The sequence below is a fragment of the Eubacterium sp. MSJ-33 genome, assembly GCF_022174665.1.
Taxonomy (GTDB): Bacteria; Bacillota; Clostridia; order Lachnospirales; family Lachnospiraceae; genus Coprococcus_C.
This window is the reverse complement of the sequence record NZ_CP076562.1, coordinates 1440085-1460637: the sequence shown is the minus strand read 5'-3', so window position 1 is coordinate 1460637 and position 20553 is coordinate 1440085. Positions and strand designations below refer to the sequence as shown.

16 protein-coding genes are annotated in these 20553 nt (G+C 45.3%); 15 read left to right on the top strand and 1 reads right to left on the bottom strand.

The annotated features are described in order from the left end of the window. Nucleotides 1–56 precede the first annotated feature (56 nt). From KP625_RS06790 to KP625_RS06770, 5 genes are all read left to right on the top strand, one after another. Nucleotides 57–1550, top strand: a complete 1494-nt coding sequence (locus tag KP625_RS06790) for an AAA family ATPase (RefSeq protein ID WP_238296872.1) — start codon at nucleotides 57–59, stop codon at nucleotides 1548–1550. 21 nt (nucleotides 1551–1571) lie between these two features. Then, a complete protein-coding gene (locus KP625_RS06785) occupies nucleotides 1572–3266 on the top strand; it encodes a putative bifunctional diguanylate cyclase/phosphodiesterase (protein WP_238296870.1) in 1695 nt (564 codons plus the stop codon). A 3-nt stretch (nucleotides 3267–3269) separates the two neighbouring features. Continuing rightward, entirely contained in the window at nucleotides 3270–4226 is a 957-nt protein-coding gene (locus KP625_RS06780) for an NYN domain-containing protein (RefSeq protein ID WP_238296868.1), read from the top strand. A 67-nt stretch (nucleotides 4227–4293) separates the two neighbouring features. Continuing rightward, a complete protein-coding gene (locus KP625_RS06775) occupies nucleotides 4294–4992 on the top strand; it encodes a DUF4230 domain-containing protein (RefSeq protein ID WP_238296866.1) in 699 nt (232 codons plus the stop codon). Nucleotides 4993–5013: 21 nt separating this feature from the next. Beyond that, the gene (locus KP625_RS06770) at nucleotides 5014–5640 is read left to right on the top strand and encodes a DUF4230 domain-containing protein (RefSeq protein ID WP_238296865.1); all 627 of its coding nucleotides are present in this window, start codon (nucleotides 5014–5016) and stop codon (nucleotides 5638–5640) included. Between the two features lie 102 nt (nucleotides 5641–5742). Here KP625_RS06770 and KP625_RS06765 read toward each other — a convergent pair whose 3' ends face one another. Then, nucleotides 5743–6309, bottom strand: coding sequence for a biotin transporter BioY (locus KP625_RS06765; RefSeq protein WP_238296864.1), 567 nt, complete (start codon nucleotides 6307–6309; stop codon nucleotides 5743–5745). Nucleotides 6310–6605: 296 nt separating this feature from the next. Here KP625_RS06765 and KP625_RS06760 point away from each other — a divergent pair, with 296 nt between their 5' ends. From KP625_RS06760 to KP625_RS06715, 10 genes are all read left to right on the top strand, one after another. Next, a complete protein-coding gene (locus KP625_RS06760; protein WP_238299885.1) occupies nucleotides 6606–7382 on the top strand; it encodes a hypothetical protein in 777 nt (258 codons plus the stop codon). Continuing rightward, entirely contained in the window at nucleotides 7361–8524 is a 1164-nt protein-coding gene (locus KP625_RS06755; protein ID WP_238299884.1) for a thiolase family protein, read from the top strand. Before KP625_RS06760 ends, KP625_RS06755 begins: the two co-directional genes overlap by 22 nt. After that, nucleotides 8511–9776: an AMP-binding protein gene (locus KP625_RS06750; protein WP_238299883.1), complete on the top strand. Its 1266-nt coding sequence runs from the start codon at nucleotides 8511–8513 to the stop codon at nucleotides 9774–9776. Before KP625_RS06755 ends, KP625_RS06750 begins: the two co-directional genes overlap by 14 nt. 145 nt (nucleotides 9777–9921) lie before the next feature. Then, nucleotides 9922–11703, top strand: coding sequence for an energy-coupling factor transporter ATPase (locus KP625_RS06745; protein ID WP_238299882.1), 1782 nt, complete (start codon nucleotides 9922–9924; stop codon nucleotides 11701–11703). Next, on the top strand, nucleotides 11700–12506 hold the full coding sequence (locus KP625_RS06740) for an energy-coupling factor transporter transmembrane component T family protein (RefSeq protein WP_238299881.1): 807 nt from the start codon (nucleotides 11700–11702) through the stop codon (nucleotides 12504–12506). The genes KP625_RS06745 and KP625_RS06740 overlap by 4 nt, the downstream gene beginning before the upstream one ends. A gap of 165 nt (nucleotides 12507–12671) precedes the next feature. Further along, nucleotides 12672–13271, top strand: a complete 600-nt coding sequence (locus KP625_RS06735) for a TetR/AcrR family transcriptional regulator (protein ID WP_238299880.1) — start codon at nucleotides 12672–12674, stop codon at nucleotides 13269–13271. Between the two features lie 154 nt (nucleotides 13272–13425). Further along, nucleotides 13426–15216 (top strand): ABC transporter ATP-binding protein, encoded by a 1791-nt coding sequence (locus tag KP625_RS06730; protein WP_238299879.1) that lies wholly within the window; start codon nucleotides 13426–13428, stop codon nucleotides 15214–15216. Further along, a complete protein-coding gene (locus KP625_RS06725) occupies nucleotides 15213–16949 on the top strand; it encodes an ABC transporter ATP-binding protein (protein WP_238299878.1) in 1737 nt (578 codons plus the stop codon). Before KP625_RS06730 ends, KP625_RS06725 begins: the two co-directional genes overlap by 4 nt. Before the next feature lie 181 nt (nucleotides 16950–17130). Then, the gene (locus tag KP625_RS06720; RefSeq protein ID WP_238299877.1) at nucleotides 17131–18594 is read left to right on the top strand and encodes a glycoside hydrolase family 32 protein; all 1464 of its coding nucleotides are present in this window, start codon (nucleotides 17131–17133) and stop codon (nucleotides 18592–18594) included. A gap of 16 nt (nucleotides 18595–18610) precedes the next feature. Further along, complete coding sequence (locus KP625_RS06715) at nucleotides 18611–20551, top strand: McrB family protein (RefSeq protein ID WP_238299876.1); 1941 nt, start codon at nucleotides 18611–18613, stop codon at nucleotides 20549–20551. Nucleotides 20552–20553: the final 2 nt, after the last annotated feature.

Sequence of the window (20553 nt, the reverse complement as noted above, 5' to 3'; positions counted from 1 at the left end):
GATGATTGAAGAGGGGCAATAATAAAAATAAACGAATGCGGAGAGGACATTTTCATATGCCAGTTTTTGATTTTTCAAGTTCATCGAGTTCATCAAAGGAACAGGCGAAACCTGTTTGTACATACACATCTTTTCTTTCGGATGCAAAAGAAAAAACACCAGAGGAACCAATATTAGTTTTAGATAATACAAGCCGTAAATGGGCGCATCATGCGTCCGGCATGTTTGCGAATCAGAGCAAACGTACAGCGTTCGAATTCAATGATACAGATGGAACATGGTCTGCGGATATTCTGCGTGTGGATGCGCGGTTTATCAGCCTGATTAAATGGCTGGGGGATAACCGGATACCAATCCGCCTGTCAGGACAGAATCTGGACGACGGCTATGCGGTTTATAAAATCCGTGAAACTGCGTATGGCGGGGCAGCCAAGCTTTCAGCAGAAGATGGATTCTTACAGTTTATGATCGAGCGTCTGCTTGCCAGTGATGCTGCAGAGGAAGTTGAAGAAGACGAGGATGCAGAGGAAGCCGGAGATGAGATGAAGCTGACAAGCCTGCAGAGTATTTCAGATTTTATGATGTGTGCGGGAAAGACGATGCCGGATAATATTCGTCTCTGGGCACGCCGGAATCTTGCTGTGGCACGGTCAAGCGAGGTGTCTCAGGAGGAGCGGCGACATGCACAGCGCGCGCTTTCTATTATGTTAAATGTACAGTGGAAGAGCAATTATTTCGAAGCAATCGATCCGGTATGGGCGCGGAAAATATTGGATGAAGAATTATATGGGCTTGAGCGTGTGAAGCAGAGAATTATGGAGACGATTATCCAGATTAACCGTACACATACATTACCGGCGTATGGATTACTCCTGGTTGGACCTGCAGGTACGGGTAAATCGCAGATTGCATATGCAGTTGCGCGTATTTTGAAACTGCCATGGACAACTCTGGATATGAGTTCCATCAAAGATCCGGAACAGCTAACTGGAAGTTCACGTATTTATGCAAATGCAAAACCGGGAATTATCATGGAGGCATTCTCGAATGCGGGGGAGTCAAATCTGGTATTTATCATCAACGAGTTGGATAAGGCAGCATCTGGAAAGGGAAATGGAAATCCGGCAGATGTGCTGCTTACGCTTTTAGATAACCTGGGATTTACGGATAACTATATGGAGTGTATGGTACCGACGACAGGTGTCTATCCGATTGCGACAGCGAATAACAAAGAAGATATCAGTGCGCCTATTATGTCGAGATTTGCTGTGATAGATATTCCGGATTATACATTTGAAGAGAAGAAAATCATATTCACAAAGTTTGCGATGCCGAAAGTATTGAAACGGATTGGATTACGTGATGATGAGTGTGTGGTAACGGATGAAGGACTTGATGCAGTTATTCGTCAGTTCGAGAATACAACAGGTATTCGTGATATTGAGCAGGCGGCAGAGCATCTGGCTGCAAATGCGTTATATCAGATTGAGGTGGAGCATGCAGAACATGTAACTTTTGATGTGGAGAGTGTGGAGACATTGTTCTCTTGACGGAGATAGAGAGGAAGAAAAATGGGTGAAGAGTTACGTTTTAGTGAAAAATACAAAAATTTTTTTGAAGTATTGCATCGAAGTGTAGGGAAGCTGGAACAGTGCGAGAAGAATGTAGCACAGGCACTTGCGATTATAGCGGAGGATTTTCAGCTTGGAAAAGTAAAGTACGAACTGGATGCACCGGCATCCAGGATTCGCCCACGGGGACAGCATATTGTAGGAACATTATTTGACAGCAAAAAAGATGCGTATGGAAGGCAGCAGTATCATGTATTTACATTGCCAGATGGTGGAACGTTTACGATTACAGTTTATCCACGCGTAGACGTAACATACACGAAGGAAGCGCTTGAGACACAGAAACTGGTGTATGAAGAAATCTATCTTCAGTTCAGCCATGTAATGATGCAGGAATTACTGCAGGGTGTTCTGCAGACCGATATGATGACCGGTGTTGCCAATCAGGCTGCATTTATGCAGTTTATCGGCAAGCAGCTTGCGCAGGGGCAGATTCAGAATTATACGGCGCTATTTTTCAATGTGCATAATTTTAAATATGTCAATAAGATTTTTCCTTATTCCGAAGGTGATGTTATTTTACGGAATTATGCAGGTATGATAGATAAACTGATACTTGACGATGAAATTGTTGCCCGGCTTGGCGGAGATAATTTTGTTGCTTTGGTAAAGAATAACAGACAGGGAATTATTCTGACGAAGTTGCAGAATATTCGCTTGTATCACAAGACTGAACAGAAGGAAAAGGAATTTATATTTGGGGCAACGATTGGATATAGCGAGCTGTATGATATTCAGACTCCGCGGGATGTCATGGCGCGCGCAAGCATTGCTTATCAGGCGGCAAGACAGCATGGCAGCGGAAGCGTGGCAAAGTATTCGCAGGAAATAAAAAATAAACTGATGGAGACGCAAAGCATTATCTCAGGATTTATACCGGCACTTGAAGCACATGAGTTTATCGTATATTATCAGCCAAAGGTCGATGTGAATACACATAAGATTTGTGGCGCAGAGGCGTTGGTACGCTGGCTGCATGAAGGACAGCTCATTCCACCAATGCGGTTTATTCCACAGCTTGAGCGGGAAGGCAGTGTGTGCAAGCTGGATTATTATGTGCTTGAGGAGTCTTGTCGGTTTATTCGGAAAAGATTGGATGAAGGGAGAATAGTTCCTTGTATCTCTGTGAATTTTTCCAGAAAACATCTGGAGGAAGATTATCTTGTAAGAAAGATTGTAAATATAATTGATAAGTATGATATTGATCATCGCTATATTGAGATTGAGCTGACGGAGAGTGAGGATTTCCAGAATTATGAGATTATGTCTGAAATCGTAAACGGACTTCGACGGGAGGGAATCTCCACATCCATCGATGATTTTGGAACTGGATATTCGTCACTGAATATGATTAAGAAGGTTGATTTGAATGTAATCAAGATAGACAAGTCCTTTATTCCGCTTGAGACAGAGTATCCGGGAAAAGAGACGGATATGACGATGTTTGTAAGTATTGTGAATCTTGTACGAAAGCTGGGAAAGAAGACAATTGCAGAAGGCGTAGAGACAAAGGAACAATTACAGTATCTAAAAGAGGTTGGCTGTGACATTGTGCAGGGGTATGTATTTGATAAACCAATGCCCGAGGAGGAGTTTGCAGTGCGTCTGGAACAGGGATATAAGGATGGGGAGTAATGTATGAGTAGTGAAGAAAAAAGATATGCGTTGTTGATTGATTCAGATAATGTGTCAGCAAAATATATTGATACGATTTTTGACGAACTGGCGGATCGCGGTATGGTTACGGTTCGAAGAATCTATGGAGATTGGGCAAGGAGTGTCAACGGATGGAATCGCGCAACTCTGCTTCGAAATTCGATTGTTCCAATTCAACAATTTGCATATACGCAGGGAAAAAATGCTACAGATTCGGCAATGATCATTGATGCAATGGATTTGTTATATACCGGTAATCTGGATGGATTCTGTCTTGTTTCAAGTGACAGTGATTTTACAAGACTGGCGGAGCGTTTGCGTGAGGCCGGTAAAGAAGTGGTCGGCATGGGCGAAAATAAAACACCGGAAGCTTTTGTAAAAGCATGCACAAGCTTCAAGATGTTGGATGCGCTTATCCGTGAAGATATTTCGCAGACGACAGATGATAAGAATGTTGTAAAAATACCGGTGGAAAAGATGGAAAGCAGTTCCAATATTACGAGTATTAAGGCGATTCAGAAAGTAATCTATGATATTATTGATGGCAATGCAGATAGCAACAAATTAACGCATGTCGGGGAGATCGGAAGCAAATTACAGGCGCGTTTCTCTGATTTCGATGTGCGGAATTATGGATATTCGAAATTGACTACATTTATCAATGAAGCATTTGAGAATTTTGAGGTAATCACTCAAAATCGTCAGAGCTATGTGAAGATTATTGATGATGTGGTACCGAAAAAGGATATTGAGGAGCAGATTATTCAGATCTTAAAGAAGAATCCACAGAGAAACAGTAATATGGGACTATTAAACAGCACATTAAAAAATGAGAATCGGAATTTTAGTATCAAGAAGTATGGCTATAGTAAATTTTCCAGCTTCTTGAAAAGCTTTGGCTGCTTCAAAATCGAGGGAGATAAAGTATCATTGCAGTAGTGAGCTGCACGGAATGTGAAGAATGCATTGCAAATGAAAAACAGGAATACACATAAGGAGAAGAAATATGGGTAAATCCGGAATGAACGAAATCGGCGAGGATGCGATGGAAGAGAAAGATAAGAGGCATAAAGGGCGTAGAGATAAGCGTACTGCTCGCGATGTGGTGAAACTCGTTAAGTGGGTCATCATGCTGGCAGTTGTTGTGATAGTTGTCATCGTGGGATATAAACTGGCATGTCAGTTAGGGTGGTTTGGATTGAAACCAAAGGTAGAGACGACAATCCTTACGAGCAGTCAGCTAGAAGAAGTATTGCAGATTGAAGATTTGTCCGTTTGCGCGATTACATATAATGGTGTGGCGGAGGTGCCACAGGAAAATCATCCGACGAAGGTTGCATACTATGTTTCCTATGAAGCAGAGGTGAAGGCAAGCATCAATATGGCAGATATTGATGTTCAGATCGATGATAATGTCGGCGAAGGGCAGGCGAAGAAGGTTATTGTGACGCTGCCACAGCTACAGGTCAAGCAGATTAATGTAGATATGGCTTCACTTGACTACATGTTTGTCAAAAAGAGCGCGAACACCGCGGATGTATCTGAGGAAGCGTATGCGGCATGTATCGCAGATGCGGGTTCAGAATGCCGGGGAAATGATGTGTTCCTGCAGATGGCGAAAGAAAATTGTGAGAACACAGTCCGGGCGCTGCTTATGCCGATTATCGAGAATCAGGATGAACTGTATAATCTGGTGATTCAGTAGGAGACGAAGGAGGAGAAAAATATGAAGAAATTGAAAAAGTTCGTAGTCCTTTGTCTTGCTGTTACCATGCTTTTAACTGCGTGTGGAAAAAAAGGTGAAGACGTAACGAAAGAATTGAGCATTACACAGATGCAGACGATCTGCGAGCTGGCAACGCTTAAATGCTATTATCATAATGTCGCAAAGCTGACGAAGGAAAAGGAAGTTTTGTGGTGGGACACATCAGCAGAGCTTTGGATTGAGTATTCCGGTATCGTAAAGCTGGGTGTGAACATCGCAAATCTGGATATGCAGGTGGACGGAAACCAGGTGACAATCACGATGCCGAAAGCAGAGGTACTTAGCTGTCAGGTGGATCAGACATCATTAAATGAAGACTCCTATTATACAACCCGCGAAGGACTTGGCGCAGAGAAAATCAATGCGGATGATCAGACAGAAGCAATTAAGACTGCACAGGAAAATATGCTGGAGAGTGTTCAGTCGGATGAATCCCTGTTGAAACAGGCGCAGCAGCGTGCACAGGAGCTGTTAGAGCAGTATGTGAAGAATGTCGGCGATGCAATGGGAAAAACGTATGAGGTGAGATTTGTGGTAGCAGAGAATGCGGGGACAGATATGGTAAGTACGGAAGAGGTACAAGAGTAGAGAAAACAGATGGACAAGGGGAAAATAAAAAGAATACATGAAAAAGAGCCGTTGCAATTGCAGCGGCTCAAGTTCTTTTAGGGGAGGGGGTTTCAGTTTATGTTAATCCTCGTCCTCGACATCTCTACGCAGGTAAATCAGTTTTCGGAATGCCGGTACGATCTGTGCGGCAACAACAGCCTTTACAAGATCAAGTGCAATAAAAGGAAGAAAGCCGGCTACAAAAGCAGCCTTGATACTGCAACCTGATGCAATCATAATCCAGAGAGAACCAACTGCGTCAACGAGAACAGCGGATAACATAGCAACGATAGTATAACGAATACGATTGTACTTCTTTCCACGGAAGATCGGAATCAAAATGGAAATGAAGATAAAGGCGAAAGAAAAACCGCCGTATGTGCCAAATAGATATCCCGGACCTGCCTGTCCACCAACGAAAACAGGAACACCGACCAATCCGAGCAACATCCAGATCAGACCGATAAAGAACGATTCCGCAAGTGGAAATACAAGTGCAATCAGAGTGATTACAAAATTTAAAAGTGTGATGTGTGTTCCGTTTGGCAGCGGGATGCTGATATAGGCAGATACACACAGGATGGCTGCGAAAAGTGCCATCATGACAATTGAGTAGGTTGAAAATTTGCTTTTTGCGTTTGTGTCCATTTCTTTTTCTCCATAGTTTCTGTTATAATAGCCATGCTATCATTGTATTTATACATGGCTATGAAAAACATCCTTGCATTCTGGATTGCTGTGTTTCCCTGGTAAGTACATGAATGAACGCATGGGATTTTCCATAGCAGGTACATGATGTAGAATAGCAGATGAATGCAAGAATGTCAACCAAAACAAAACGGAAAAGTTGACATTGTAAACTTTGGGAAATATAATAAGAAACATTGAGTGAGAAAATGAGATGTTTCGATATATTTAATGATAAAGAAAGATATCAGGAAAAAATGAAGAACAAGTTTGAAAAAATTTTTGAACAATTGGCGGATTTTCATACGCTTGCCGGATATGATGGCTGGATGATCGGGGCATGTGTGTATGAACAGCGGGAAGCAGAAAATCAAGACTGCAATCCTGAAATCGTGAAGAAAAATGCAAGCTTTGCGGTTATGCGGAATCAATTGGAGTTGGAAGGGATGCACTATCAACTGGAATTGCATGTGGTGAAGCCGGAAGTGCAGGGGGCAGATATAAGCAGACAGGTTGTGATTGAAGAAAATGCGGGCATAAAAGAGAAAACGGAAATGCAGAGAGCAAATATAAGCAGACAAGTTGTGATTGAAGAAAATATGGGCATGAATATAGAGAAATCGAAACCGGAAGAACCGCAGATGGATACACACAGCTTGGTCAAAACGGAAGAAAACACAGACACAGGCGTTGGAAAATCGATTTCATTTGCGCATCCCGATATCCTTCGGTTTGTGGATGCGGTAGGCGATACAAATTCAATTCATCGGTCGGTGCATGCAGTTGTGCCGGGACTATTGATGGTGGAGTGGATGCTTGACATGTGGATAAAAAAACAGATAGAAACAAAGTCAGATATAGAGAGGCAGGAGGGAATGCCGGATAGCAAAACGTTTATTTGCAGATTCCGTTTTGAAAAACCGGTATATGTTGATGAGAGACTGCACGTGGAGGCAAGAAACACGCGGGGAAAGCAGGTCTATGAATGTAAACGAGAGGATAAGGAAATCGTATGGAACATGCGTATATTATAGACGGACGCCGCAGCTATATCGGTGTCGAAAATGGAATGTATAAACATCTGCCAGTCGAGGTGCTTGCGGCGGAGGTACTCTGTGCACTTGTGCCGGAAGATGTACGACAGTCGGTCGATGAAGTGATTGTCGGAAATGGTGTCGGAGCCAGTGGAAATGTTGGCAGATTGGCAACGCTTACAGCACATTTTCCGAAAGAAGTTCCTGCATATACGGTGGATATGCAGTGCGGATCGGGATTGGAAGCACTGACGATTGCCGCGGCGAAGATAAAAAGCGGACAGGCAGATTTGATCGTGGCAGGTGGCGTGGATAGTTCGTCGACTGCACCACGCCGGGCGTACAATCGGAATCATCCGGACTATGAACGCTATGGAGGCGTGGAGTCATTTTATTCCGTCGCAAAATTTGCACCGGGAGAGCATGATCCGTATGCGATGATCCGTGGAGCAGAAAACGTGGCAGTGGATGGGCAGATGACCAGACAGGAATTAAATAAATGGGTATTGCGTTCGCATTCTCTCGCTAAACAGACAAGAGAAGCCGGCGTGCTCGAACCATATCTGGTTGGCGTGCAGGGGGCTGTTGCGGATGCCGGTATTCGGGATCGCATGAGTGAACGGTTCTTAGACAAATTACCGCCGCTTCTGCCGGGCGGAGCGATACTGACAGCCGGAAATACATGCTTGATGCATGATGGTGCGGCATTTTTGCTGGTGGCATCAAAGCGGTATGTGAAGGAGCATAATCTGATACCGCTTGCAGAAATCATCGATTCTGTAACGGTTGGCGGGAATCCGGACAAAAGCCCGGAGACAGCAATATTTGCGATTCAGAAATTACTTGCCAAGACGGGATACACGGCAGAGGATATCGCAGTATTTGAGTGTAATGAGGCGTTTGCAGTGATTGATGAGCTTTTTGCACGTGCCTATCCGGAAGCAGTTGACCGTTACAACCGATATGGTGGGGCACTCGCATATGGACATCCATATGGCGCCTCAGGCGGTATTATCACGATACATGCATGCCGGGCGTTGCAGGAGACACCGGGCTATGCGGTATGCAGCATTGCGGCAGCGGGTGGAATCGGACATGCGCTGTTGCTGCGGTCGGGAGGAATAAGACATGCAGTATATTGATTATCTGACAAAACAACCATCGGACAAAGACGCAATCATCATCAACGGTGATTGTTACACATATGGAAAGCTCTATGCGCTTGTGAAGGATGCACGGGAGCATCTGCCAAGGATCACAGAAAAACATCTGTATCCGATCCGTGTGACAGAAATCCTGAAACAGTTGATCTTATTTCTGGCATGCGCCGGAACAAATCAGATACCGGTCATCGTGCCGGCGGACAGCAAGCTGGAAGTGACAGATCCGTTGTTTGATATGCCCGTGCCGGAGCGCGCGGTGATGGCAGTGATGACATCCGGAACAACCGGGATTCCGAAGATTTTGTTCCGGAGCTTTGAAAGTTGGGCGGATTTCTTCCCGGTTCAGAATGAAGTGTTTGGTGTGGATGCGGACAGCCGCCTGTTCGTGCAGGGAAGCCTTGCATTTACCGGAAATCTGAACCTGTATATGGCACAGCTTGCGGCGGGTGGCACGTTGATTGCGGAGGATGTATTTCTGCCGGGTAAATGGGAGCAGGTGATGGCACGCGAAAGGGCAAATGGCATTTACCTGATTCCGTCCAAGTTACTTATGCTGCCTCGTGTATTCAAGGGCGTAAATGCGAATATCCGCACGATCATTTCGGGGTCGCAGAGCCTTGGAAGAAATGATGCGGAAGTGTTGAAGAAGATATTTCCGAATACGGAGATTACATTATATTATGGCGCAAGCGAGCTGAATTATATCACATATGTGAAGTCGGCGGACATGACGGAAGAACGGAACCTGATTGGCAAGCCATTTCCGGGTGTGAGAGTGTTCATACAGGATGATGAAATGTACGTGGACAACGCATTTCATGTGGAGAATATTACGGTACCGTATTCGCTTAAAGACAGCGGGCGGATGGATACGCAGGGAAACTTTTATTTCCTTGGACGGACGGATGATATCGTCGGTGTGCGCGGGCGCAAGGTGTCGATGATGAAGATAGAAAATGCATTGGAAGAAGTCGTAGGCATCACAGAGGCGGCGGTCGTTCTGCTTCCGAAGGAGAAGGAGGCAGATATGCCGGCGGAGGTCGTGAGTGCATTTGTGACAGTGGAAGGTATGGATGTGCCGGAGAATCTGCGTCAGCAGTTGAAGACACGGCTTGCAGATTTTGAGATTCCAAAGCGAATGATTGTCTTGGAGGCGTTGCCGAAGAACACAAGCGGGAAAGTGGATAAGGCGCGGCTTAGACAGTGGTGGCTGGATTCGGAGACTTTTTGAAGAAAGTGGTCGATTGCTCCAAGTCGGAAAAAGAGAGCAAGCTTAAGTTGGAGTAAAACAGGAAGAATAAGGGAGATTGCTCCAGTCGAGAAAAAGCGAGTGAATTATAGTAAGAGTAAAACAGCAAAAAATGGAGGACCGGACGGTGATACGGGCAGAACAGGTAAGATTTCAATATAAAAAGCGCGATGTAGATGGAAACGTAATTGCGATGGAGGAAATCTTAAAGGGAGTAGATCTTACAATTAAAAAGGGTGAGTTCATCGCGTTGCTAGGCAGAAATGGTTCCGGCAAGACGACCTTCTCGAAGCAGTTAAATGCAATCTTACGCCCATCGGAAGGCACGGTGACGGTAGATGAGATGGGAACCAAGGATGCGGATAAGCTGTACGAGATCCGTCAGCGCGTCGGCATGGTGTTCCAGAATCCGGACAATCAGATGGTGGCGGCAAATGTGGAAGAAGAGGTTGCATTCGGCCCGGAGAATCTGGGTATGGAGTCAGAGACCATCGTGGCACGTGTGAAGCAGGCACTCGAACAGGTGCGGATGTGGAAGCGGAGAAAGACGGCACCAAATCATCTGTCGGGTGGACAGAAACAGCGGATTGCGATTGCAGGAATCCTTGCGATGCATCCGGATTATATCGTCTTAGACGAGCCGACTGCGATGCTTGATCCGAAAGGGCGGAAAGAAGTGATGGAAGCGTTACAGCAGTTGAATCAGGAACAGAAAATGACTGTGATTCTGATTACGCATGATATGGAAGAGGCGGCACTTGCGAGCCGGGTGGTCCTGCTTGCGGACGGACAGGTGCGATTTGATGGAACACCAGAGGAATTCTTCGGAAGGGATACGCTGCTTGTAGAGATGGGCATGGAAGCACCGCTTTCTTATCGGGTGCGAAAAATAGTAGAGTGTAAGGAATGTGAAAACACAGAAAAAAAGACAGGTCATCTGACGGATGTACCAAAAGACCAAGCTCTCCTCTCCCTGCAACATGTAAGCTATATTTACAGTCCGGGAACCGCGTACGAGAAGGTTGCTTTAGACGATGTGAGTCTGTCGCTTGGCAAAGGGGAGATTGTTGGGCTTGCCGGACATACCGGTTCCGGTAAATCCACCATGATCCAGCTTTTAAATGGACTTTTGAAACCGACCAGAGGAACGGTTACATTTGAGGGAAAGGATATTCATGCAAAGGGATATTCTGGAAGTTATCTGAGAAGCCGGGTTGGCATGGTATTCCAATATCCGGAGTATCAGATGATCTGCGATACGGTGTGGGAGGATGTCGCGTTCGGACCGAAGCGGCAGGGGCTATCCGAGGCGGAATGTCAGACACGCATACAGGAAGCTCTTGCATTTGTAGGTTTGCCGGAGAAGTATTATGAGGCGAATCCGTTGCAGCTATCAGGTGGACAGAAGCGGCGTGTGGCGATTGCAGGTGTGCTTGCGATGCAGCCGGAATATATCATATTGGACGAGCCGGCAGCAGGACTGGACGCAGAAGGAAAACGGGAAATATTCGACCGGATCCGGCGGATGAGCCGGGAACAGGGAATCGGCGTTCTGCTTATCTCACATAGTATGGAGGATCTGGCGGAATATACAGACCGGATCATCGTGCTTGATGACGGAAAGAAGATACTTGACGGAAGCCCGGTACAGGTATTTGCCGAGAGGGAAATGCTGGAAACCTGCGGGCTGGATGTGCCGGAAGCAGTGAAGTTTGCCAATCGACTGCGTGCGGAGGGGTATGCGATACCACAGACTGTGATACGGGAAGAGGAATTGCTGGAAACCCTGCGTGCTTGTGTGGGTGACAGTATGCAGGAATCAATGGAAAAGAAGTCACTGGACAGGGCGGATATGCAGGAAGTATCGGAAGAAAGAAATTCTGACATGCAACGAGGAGATACGCTATGATTCGAGACATTACAATTGGACAATATTATCCTTCGGATTCCCCGGTTCATCATCTGGACCCACGCGTGAAGCTATTCGCGACGCTGCTCTATATCATTGGGCTGTTTCTTAGCAAAAGCCTGATCGTATTTGCGGTGGCAGGCGTAGTAGTGATTATGTGTATCGTGATATCTAAGGTGCCGTTTCGGTATATGATCAAGGGGCTAAAGCCGGTGTGGATATTACTGGTATTTATCTGTATTGTAAATGTGTTCTTCGGAAAAGGAGAAGTGCTGTATTTTCAGTGGAAGTTTATTCACATCTACCGGGAAGGAATCATGCAGGCGGTTGTCCGTGTCGTGCGGTTAATGGAGCTGATTTTGGGTTCGTCGCTTATGACATACACAACAACTCCAACCGAGCTGACGGACGGCTTGGAGAAAGCATTTCATCCGCTTACGAAGATTCATGTGCCAGTGCATGAGATTGCGCTCATGATGTCGATTACGCTTCGCTTCATTCCGATTCTGATCGAAGAGTTAGACCGGATCATGAAGGCACAGACGGCACGAGGCGTGGATTTCGAGGCAGGAAATGTATTCCAGAAGTTGAAACGTACCGGACGGATTCTGATGCCGCTTTTTGCGTCCGCAGTTGGACGGGCAGGTGATTTGGCACTCGCGATGGAAGCACGCTGTTATCAGGCAGGCAGGCCGAGAACGAAGATGCACCCACTTCGATATGCACGTGCGGATGGCGTTGTGTATGCGCTGGCAATCGTGTATCTGGCGGGGATGATCGTGTTGAAAGTGATGGTAGGATAATTCAAATACAATAAGATAGTTTTGGCAAAAGCAGGTTTGAAAAATAACCTGCTTTTTTATCCCAACCCTATTGACAAATAAAATAACACTGTTATAATAACGATGTTATTAAAAATAAAACAATATAAATAACGACAATAAACGGACGAAGAGAAGGAGCAACTCATGCGACGTGAGACAGTCGGTGTGACGGAATCCCTGCTTCAGGCAGCGAAGGAAGAATTCCTTACCTATGGATTCCACGATGCCAGTATGCGGCGGATATCGGCGGCATGCGGAGTCAGTACCAATTCCATATATACCCGGTTCGGTGATAAAAGCGGACTTTTTACCGCGCTTGTGCAGGAAGCGGCGGATGGTCTGATGGAGATGTATATGCAGAGCATACAGAAGGCGGCCGAGTGCCCGGATATGAATCAGGTCATGCAGGAAGGCAACGAGGGAACCAATCAGGTATTAGCGTATATTTATCAGTATAAAGAAGAATTTCAGCTTCTGTTCTGCCATTCGGAGGGAACAGAATATGAAGATTATTTTGACAAACTCGCGGCAATCGAGGAGAGGTATTACAGTATATTTGCAAAGCAGTATGCAAAGAAACAGGCGGCAGTCGATGATTTTTTCATCCATGTATTCTGCAGAACCGGCTGGCAGTATATCTACGAGGTGCTGACACACGACAAGCCATACGATGAGGCAGCAGCCTTTATGAAGAATGTACAAATCTTCAATTTCGCAGGCTGGAAAGCAGTTTTTGGATTGTAAATAAAATGAAGCACGCGGATGCGTGCGCAGGTCATCAATCCTACGGATTGGTGACATATGATAACAGGCAGTGCATAGCGATGTGCACTGCCAAAAAAATAAAATACAAGTTAGTGAAAACTAACTTAAAATAAACGTTCAAGGAGGTTTTGTCATGAAGGCAAAAAAGCAAAGTGCATTGTCAAGACTTATGAAAATTGCCGGAACGCATAAGTATTTTTTTTATGCATCCTGCGTCTTGGCAGCAATCAGTGCCTGGGTTGCGCTGATTCCGTTTTATGATGTGTGGCGCATCATAAAGGAGGTCTTAGAAGTAAGACCAGATTATTCCAAAGCAACGCACATCACATCCTATGGATGGCAGGCGGTCGGATTCGCCCTGTTTGCAATGGTGCTTTATATCGGAGCTTTGATGTGCTCCCATAAGGCAGCATTCCGCGTGCAGACAAATATGCGTACCGCGATGATGAATCACATCATGAAGCTTCCGCTTGGTTACGTGGAGGCAGAAGGAACCGGAAAGATCCGGAAGATCGTTATGGATTCCTCCGCGGCGACAGAGATATTTCTGGCGCACAACCTGCCGGATAAGGTCGTATCAAGAGCAACGCCGATCGGTCTGCTCGTACTGATGGCAAGCTTTGACTGGCGCCTTGGTCTGATCAGCCTGATTCCTGCTGTATTCGCATTTCTTATCATGGGTACGATGATGATGGGACCGAAGATGGCGGAGGATATGAAGCAGTATCAGAACTCGTTAGAGACGATGTCCTCCGAGGCGGTGGAGTATGTGCGAGGCGTTCCTGTTTTAAAGACATTTGGCCAGACGATATTCTCATTCAAGCGGTTTAAGGCAGCTATCGATGAATATGAGAAATGGACGATTGACTATACGAAATCCATGATGATTCCGATGATCGGATTTACAGTATTTTGTAATGGTATTTTCGCTGCGTTGATCGTAGCCGCGTATACATTAGGAGGAAATGCAGTTACAGACAAATTCGTATTGAACCTGATCTTCTACATATTGGTGACTTCGGTACTTACTACGACGCTGATGAAGGTTGCGTATGCAGGCGAATCACAGATGCTTGTCGAGGATGCATTGAACCGGATGGACGAGGTATTAAATGCCAAGGAACTCCCGGAGGCAGCAAATAAGCAGACACCGAAGGATGCGTCAATCGCGTTGAAGGATGTGACATTTGCTTACGATGCGGCGAAGGCAAATGCCATCGACGGCATCACGCTTTCTGTTAAGGCGGGTTCCCACATTGCATTTGTTGGTCCTTCCGGTGGTGGTAAGACGACACTGGCATCGCTTATTGCAAGATTCTGGGATGTCAAGAGTGGAAGCATCGAGATCGGCGGTGTGGATGTGAAGAACATTGACAGTAAGGAATTGATGAACCAGGTGTCGTATGTATTCCAGGATAGTAAGCTGCTGAAGACCTCGATTCTGGAAAATGTCCGTATGGGAAGACCGGATGCAACGGACGCCGAGGTAATGGACGCGTTGGAGAAGGCACAGTGCAGCGATATCATCGAGAAGCTTCCGGAGGGTGTAAACACGGTGATTGGTTCAAAGGGAACATACGTATCCGGTGGTGAGATGCAGCGTCTGTCGATCGCGCGTGCATTTCTTAAGAATGCACCGATCCTAATCTTAGATGAGGCGACCGCATTTGCAGATCCGGACAATGAGAGACAGGTACAGCGTGCATTTGAGAATCTGTCCAAGGATAAGACGGTGATTATGATTGCACATCGTCTGTCAACTGTAACGAATGCAGACCAGATCTATGTATTGAAGGACGGAAAGATTGCAGAGTCCGGTACACATGATGCGCTGGTGGCAAAGAATGGTATCTATACGCACATGTGGAATGAATATAATAAGGCTGTGAACTGGCAGGTAGGAAAGGAAGGTGCATCCGCATGATCGAGAAATTGAAACATAAATACGCACTGTCCGAAAACGGTGCAAAGAATATGATAAAAGCATTTGTGGCAGTCACAATTGCGAACCTTGTGCTGATGCTGCCGGTTGGTCTTCTGTATCAGCTCACTTCGTATCTGCTCGATGGAAAGGTGCCAAAGGATAAGCTTGGATTCTTCATCGGTGGAATCGTTGTAGTATTTTTACTTGTAGCAGTTACAACTTATTTCCAATATAACGCAACCTTCTTTTCAACTTATGTCGAAAGTGGTGTTCGTAGACGTGCGCTTGCCGAGAAACTCCGCCGCCTGCCGCTTTCCTTCTTCGGTAAGAAGGATCTGTCCGATCTGACGAACACGATCATGTCAGATTGTGCATTGCTCGAGACAGGAAGCTCCCATTGGATTCCGGAGCTGATCGGTTCGATGATCTCTACAACGATCATTGTGATCGGTCTGTTGTTCTTCAACTGGAAGATGGCGCTTGCCGCTGTGTGGGTGATGCCAATTGCATTTATCATTGTACTGACTTCGAGAAAGGGCTTGAAGTCTGTACAGAAGAAGACGATGACATACAAGCTTTCCTGTCTCGATGGAATTCAGGAGGGATTGGAGACGATCCGTGACCTGCGTTCCAACAACATGACAGAGACGTACATGGAAGGACTTGATAAGAAGATCAAAGCCGTAGAGAAAAATGCAATTGTGCTGGAATTTAAGAATGCAGCTTATGTATGTTCGGCACAAATGATACTGAAGCTTGGTATCGGTACGGTTGCGCTGGTCGGAAGTATCCTGCTTGTAAAAGGCGAGATTAATGTACTGACCTTGTTCGTGTTCCTGCTTGTTGTAACAAGAATGTATGAGCCATTGCAGATTGCATTGCAGAACCTGTCAGCCTTGATCAGTCTCGAGCCAAGCTGTGAGCGTATGGATGAGATTTTGTCACATGAAGAGCAGACCGGTGCAGAGACACTGACGAACAAGGGTTATGATATCGTATTTGACCACGTGGCATTTGCTTATGACAGTGGCGAACAGGTGCTCTCCGATGTCAGTTTTACGGCAAAGCAGGGGCAGGTAACAGCCTTGATCGGACCATCTGGTGGCGGTAAGACAACGGTATCGAGACTGGCAGCAAGATTCTGGGATGTCCGGAAAGGTACTGTCACAGTCGGCGGCATGGATGTATCGAAGATCGAGCCGGAGATATTACTTTCCCTGTATTCCATCGTGTTCCAGGATGTGACACTCTTTAACAACACGGTTATGGAGAACATCCGGATCGGTCGTAAGGAGGCAACGGACGAAGAAGTCATGGCGGCAGCCAGGCTTGCAAACTGTACGGATTTTATCGAGAAATTACCGGATAAATGGAATACCATGATCGGGGAAAATGGTTCCGAATTATCCGGTGGTGAGCGTCAGAGAATCTCCATCGCACGTGCATTCTTAAAGGATGCACCAATCATCCTGATGGATGAGGCAACGGCTTCACTGGATGTGGATAATGAGTCTGTGATTCAGGAGTCTATCTCCAAGCTGATCCGGAACAAAACCGTTTTGATCATCGCACATCGTATGCGTACGGTCGATGGAGTAAATCGGATCATCGTATTAAAGGATGGCGTGGTAGCCGAACAGGGAACACCGGACGTCTTGAAGGAGAAGAACGGCCTCTATAAGCATATGGTTGATGTGCAGTTAGAGAGCGAACAGTGGAAATATAATAATTAATTGAGTGCTTTGAGAAAGAATCTTCCGGGTAGCGATATCCGGGAGATTTTTTGATGCAAGGGATCTGATTGGATCATGCCTGGTTTACCAAAATTCAAATAGCAAAACCAGATGAAAAATGGTAAGATAAAAATATGTTTTATTTCGTGAGAAGAAATCGTATTTTGGGAGGAAAAGAAATATGCAGAATACTTTACAAAAGGCAAATGAATATGTACAGATGCACAGAGTCAAAACAGATGAACTTCCGGCATTTCATGTAGCGCCGGTCTGTGGTTGGATGAATGATCCGAATGGATTTTCCATGTATCAGGGAAAGGTGCATTTATTCTATCAGCATCATCCTTACAGTACAGAGTGGGGACCGATGCACTGGGGTCATTGTGTGAGTGAAGATTTTATAAAGTGGGATTGCCTGCCGGATGCACTGGCACCGGAGGATGTGTTTGACCATGCCGGATGTTTTTCCGGAACCGGGATGGAGTCAGACGCGGGGCATGTGCTTTATTATACAGGAGTAACGGAAAAAGAAATTGACGGCAAGAAGTTTTCTTATCAGGATCAATGCGTTGCAATCGGCGATGGAAAAAACTATACAAAGCTAAGATCCAATCCGGTCGTAACCGGAGCGATGCTTCCGGAAGGCTTCAGTAAAGCGGATTTTCGAGATCCGAAAGTCTGGAAAGAGGGCGACATCTATTACATGATCGCAGGCAATCGGACAGAACAGAATGTGCCGCAGATCGTACTCTTTTCTTCTGAAAATGGATTGGATTGGAAATACGAATCCGTGTTTGCAAGCAATGCAGATGCACAGCTTGGAATTATGTGGGAATGTCCGGATTTCTTTCATATGGATGGACAGGATGTGCTGGTATTTTCGCCGACGGATATGTGCGCGTCCGGCGAGTTTCATAACGGTCATAATACCGTGTATGTGCTTGGTAAATTTGATAAAGAAAATGGCTGTTTTTGTTTTGACGGGGCAAGTGCACATACGCTGGATGATGGGCTTGATTATTATGCGGCGCAGACGATGGAGACGCCGGATGGAAGACGGATTTTGATTGGCTGGATGCAGTCATGGCATTCCAACATCCGGCCAGACGCTATGGGATGGGCAGGCATGATGACAATCCCACGCGAATTAGAAATCACAGACGGACGGCTTGTACAAAGACCGGTAAGGGAGATAGAAACGTACCGTCAAAAGCCGGTTTGTTATGAGAACAAAGAAGTGAATGGAAGTTGCGAATTACCAGGGGTTTCCGGACGTATGCTGGATATGACGGTAGAGGTTACAGGCGGAGATTATCGCGCATTTACGATTGCATTTGCAAAAAATGAAGAGCATTATACAAGTCTGGAATATCGCAGGGAAAAGCAGACACTGGAGATTGACCGGACATATTCCGGGATGACACGGGATACGATTGCAAGCCGGAAGATCAAACTGAAAACGCCGAAGGAACGCCTGAAACTGCGGTTTATCATGGACAAATATTCGGCAGAAATCTTTGTGAATGATGGAGAACAGGTAATCAGTACAACATTTTATACCCCGCTCACAGCAGACGAAATCCGTTTTGAAAGTGATGGCGTGGCGGTTATAAATGTTCAGAAATATGATGTGGTTGTGGAATAATTGAGAGGGAAAGCAGATGAGGGATATTGCTACAAAAAAGGAATTTAATGTCTGGGAAAAGGATGTGCAGATTGCGTATATCAAGGAGATGCTTGGGCGGGAGAATATCTACAAGAATGAAAAGAAAGGAGAACATGGTATTCTTTTTTGGGGTAAGGTACACAGTTTTTTATTTAAAGATAAGTTAGGGAAGACAGGGGAGACATATACAGCATTGAGAGTTGAGCCGTATAATTTGTGGCAGAAAAACGTTCTCTCAAATCCTCTATTGCGATATATGCGTGGAATCTCGATTATCAATGATTCAGAGATTCTATTGGAAGACTCTAAGATTTATATATTTGAAATTATATTGGAAGAGGTTGAGCCATGGTCGAAAAGGTGGCCGATTGCTTGCAGGTATTATGATGATGTACGGATTATAGATACATGGAAAGACAAGTGTAAGACACTGCGGACTGATTGCCGAAAACTAGAAAAAATGTATGATAGATGTAATGACAAAGTAAAGAAAAAAAAGGAAGAGCTTAGGATTATGGAGAAGGAATACGAGAGAAAACCAAAGGAATTGGAGAAAGAATACGGTGTAAAGCAAAAGGAGCTGGAGAAAGAATACGAGAGGAAACAAAAAGAATTACAGAAAGAATACGAGAAGAAGCAAAAAGAATTAGAAAAAGAATGCGAGAAGAATAAAAAGACGGTTGAGAAAGAATACGATAAATGGAAAAAGAACTTTGATAAGAAATATAAGGCACCAATACAGGAATTATGTGCGGTGGCAGAAAAATATGGTCTGCCAATGGAGGATATCATTAAGAGAACAGAACAAAATGAAATAGCGGAAGCGGTTCCTGTGATGGACGCAGTTTCACTTACAGATTATGTCTGGAGCTATTTATGGGAGAAGAAAAACTTATGGTATGACCGCTCCGTAATAACGCGGTTTCTTGATAGCCTGCATACGGAACAGCTTACAATCTTGTGGGGAGAACCCGGCTCCGGAAAGACATCACTTCCACAGGCGGTTGCGGAGGCAATCGGAGCGGAATGCAGACCGGTTGCGGTTCAACCTAGCTGGTCGGATAACCATGATCTGTTAGGATATTATAATGCACTTGAGGATCGGTATATTTCGACACCATTTCTGGAAAGTCTGGTTGAGGCAAATCAGCATTCGGACAAGTTGTACCTTGTTATCTTAGATGAGATGAATCTTGCGCATGTGGAATATTATTTCTCAGAGGTGCTGAGTGCGATGACGCGGGATGACCGGACATTGACGCTGTATGGACAGACGCAGAATGTGAATCTGATGCGATTATTAGAACTCGACAAACAGGGAATTACAGAGGAAAACTGTAAAGAGGCGAAGGATATTTGTATGAAACAGTTGTATCCGGGCAAGTTCCGCATTCCGGATAATGTGCGTTTTATCGGAACGATCAATATGGATGAGACAACTAAGAATTTAAGTCCGAAGGTGGTAGATCGAAGTTATCCAATCCGTGTCGGAGTGTTGCAAAGTCAGGAAAAAGAAAAATTGCAGGCTATAGTAGATGATCTTCCGGCGTATGAGAGATGTATCATCTCTGCAGATAGTTTCTTACCGAAAGAGATGGATTCTTTGAATGGTGAAATGACAGAGAAATTCGAGAAAAAAATGGAAGAAATTCAGAGAAATGCAGACCTGTTTCGGAAGATCAGTGGCGTATCAAATCGGTTTTACCATTATATCAATCAGATTCTTCTATGGAATCAGGATGTGGATGCTGACTGGCTGATCTACGACAAGATTTTATCGGAGGTCCGGATTGACGAGAGTAACCTGGAAGAGGCGGAGCAGGTGGCAGAGGCTCTGAAGCAGAACGATTATCCGTTTACCCAGAAGAAATTGAACGAGATGATTGCAGATGTAAATGGTGAGCAGGCAATTGGGGAAAGTTATTATTGGAGATAAAG

Bases quoted from the DNA above. Each gene is read 5' to 3' on its own strand.
- KP625_RS06775 (WP_238296866.1), top strand. From the start codon at position 4,294: ATGGGTAAATCCGGAATGAACGAAATCGGCGAGGATGCGATGGAAGAG.
- KP625_RS06720 (WP_238299877.1), top strand. From the start codon at position 17,131: ATGCAGAATACTTTACAAAAGGCAAATGAATATGTACAGATGCACAGA.
- KP625_RS06780 (WP_238296868.1), top strand. From the start codon at position 3,270: ATGAGTAGTGAAGAAAAAAGATATGCGTTGTTGATTGATTCAGATAAT.
- KP625_RS06730 (WP_238299879.1), top strand. From the start codon at position 13,426: ATGAAGGCAAAAAAGCAAAGTGCATTGTCAAGACTTATGAAAATTGCC.
- KP625_RS06715 (WP_238299876.1), top strand. From the start codon at position 18,611: ATGAGGGATATTGCTACAAAAAAGGAATTTAATGTCTGGGAAAAGGAT.
- KP625_RS06765 (WP_238296864.1), bottom strand. From the start codon at position 6,309: ATGGACACAAACGCAAAAAGCAAATTTTCAACCTACTCAATTGTCATG.
- KP625_RS06785 (WP_238296870.1), top strand. From the start codon at position 1,572: ATGGGTGAAGAGTTACGTTTTAGTGAAAAATACAAAAATTTTTTTGAA.
- KP625_RS06790 (WP_238296872.1), top strand. From the start codon at position 57: ATGCCAGTTTTTGATTTTTCAAGTTCATCGAGTTCATCAAAGGAACAG.
- KP625_RS06770 (WP_238296865.1), top strand. From the start codon at position 5,014: ATGAAGAAATTGAAAAAGTTCGTAGTCCTTTGTCTTGCTGTTACCATG.
- KP625_RS06755 (WP_238299884.1), top strand. From the start codon at position 7,361: ATGGAACATGCGTATATTATAGACGGACGCCGCAGCTATATCGGTGTC.
- KP625_RS06750 (WP_238299883.1), top strand. From the start codon at position 8,511: ATGCAGTATATTGATTATCTGACAAAACAACCATCGGACAAAGACGCA.
- KP625_RS06735 (WP_238299880.1), top strand. From the start codon at position 12,672: ATGCGACGTGAGACAGTCGGTGTGACGGAATCCCTGCTTCAGGCAGCG.
- KP625_RS06740 (WP_238299881.1), top strand. From the start codon at position 11,700: ATGATTCGAGACATTACAATTGGACAATATTATCCTTCGGATTCCCCG.
- KP625_RS06725 (WP_238299878.1), top strand. From the start codon at position 15,213: ATGATCGAGAAATTGAAACATAAATACGCACTGTCCGAAAACGGTGCA.
- KP625_RS06760 (WP_238299885.1), top strand. From the start codon at position 6,606: ATGAAGAACAAGTTTGAAAAAATTTTTGAACAATTGGCGGATTTTCAT.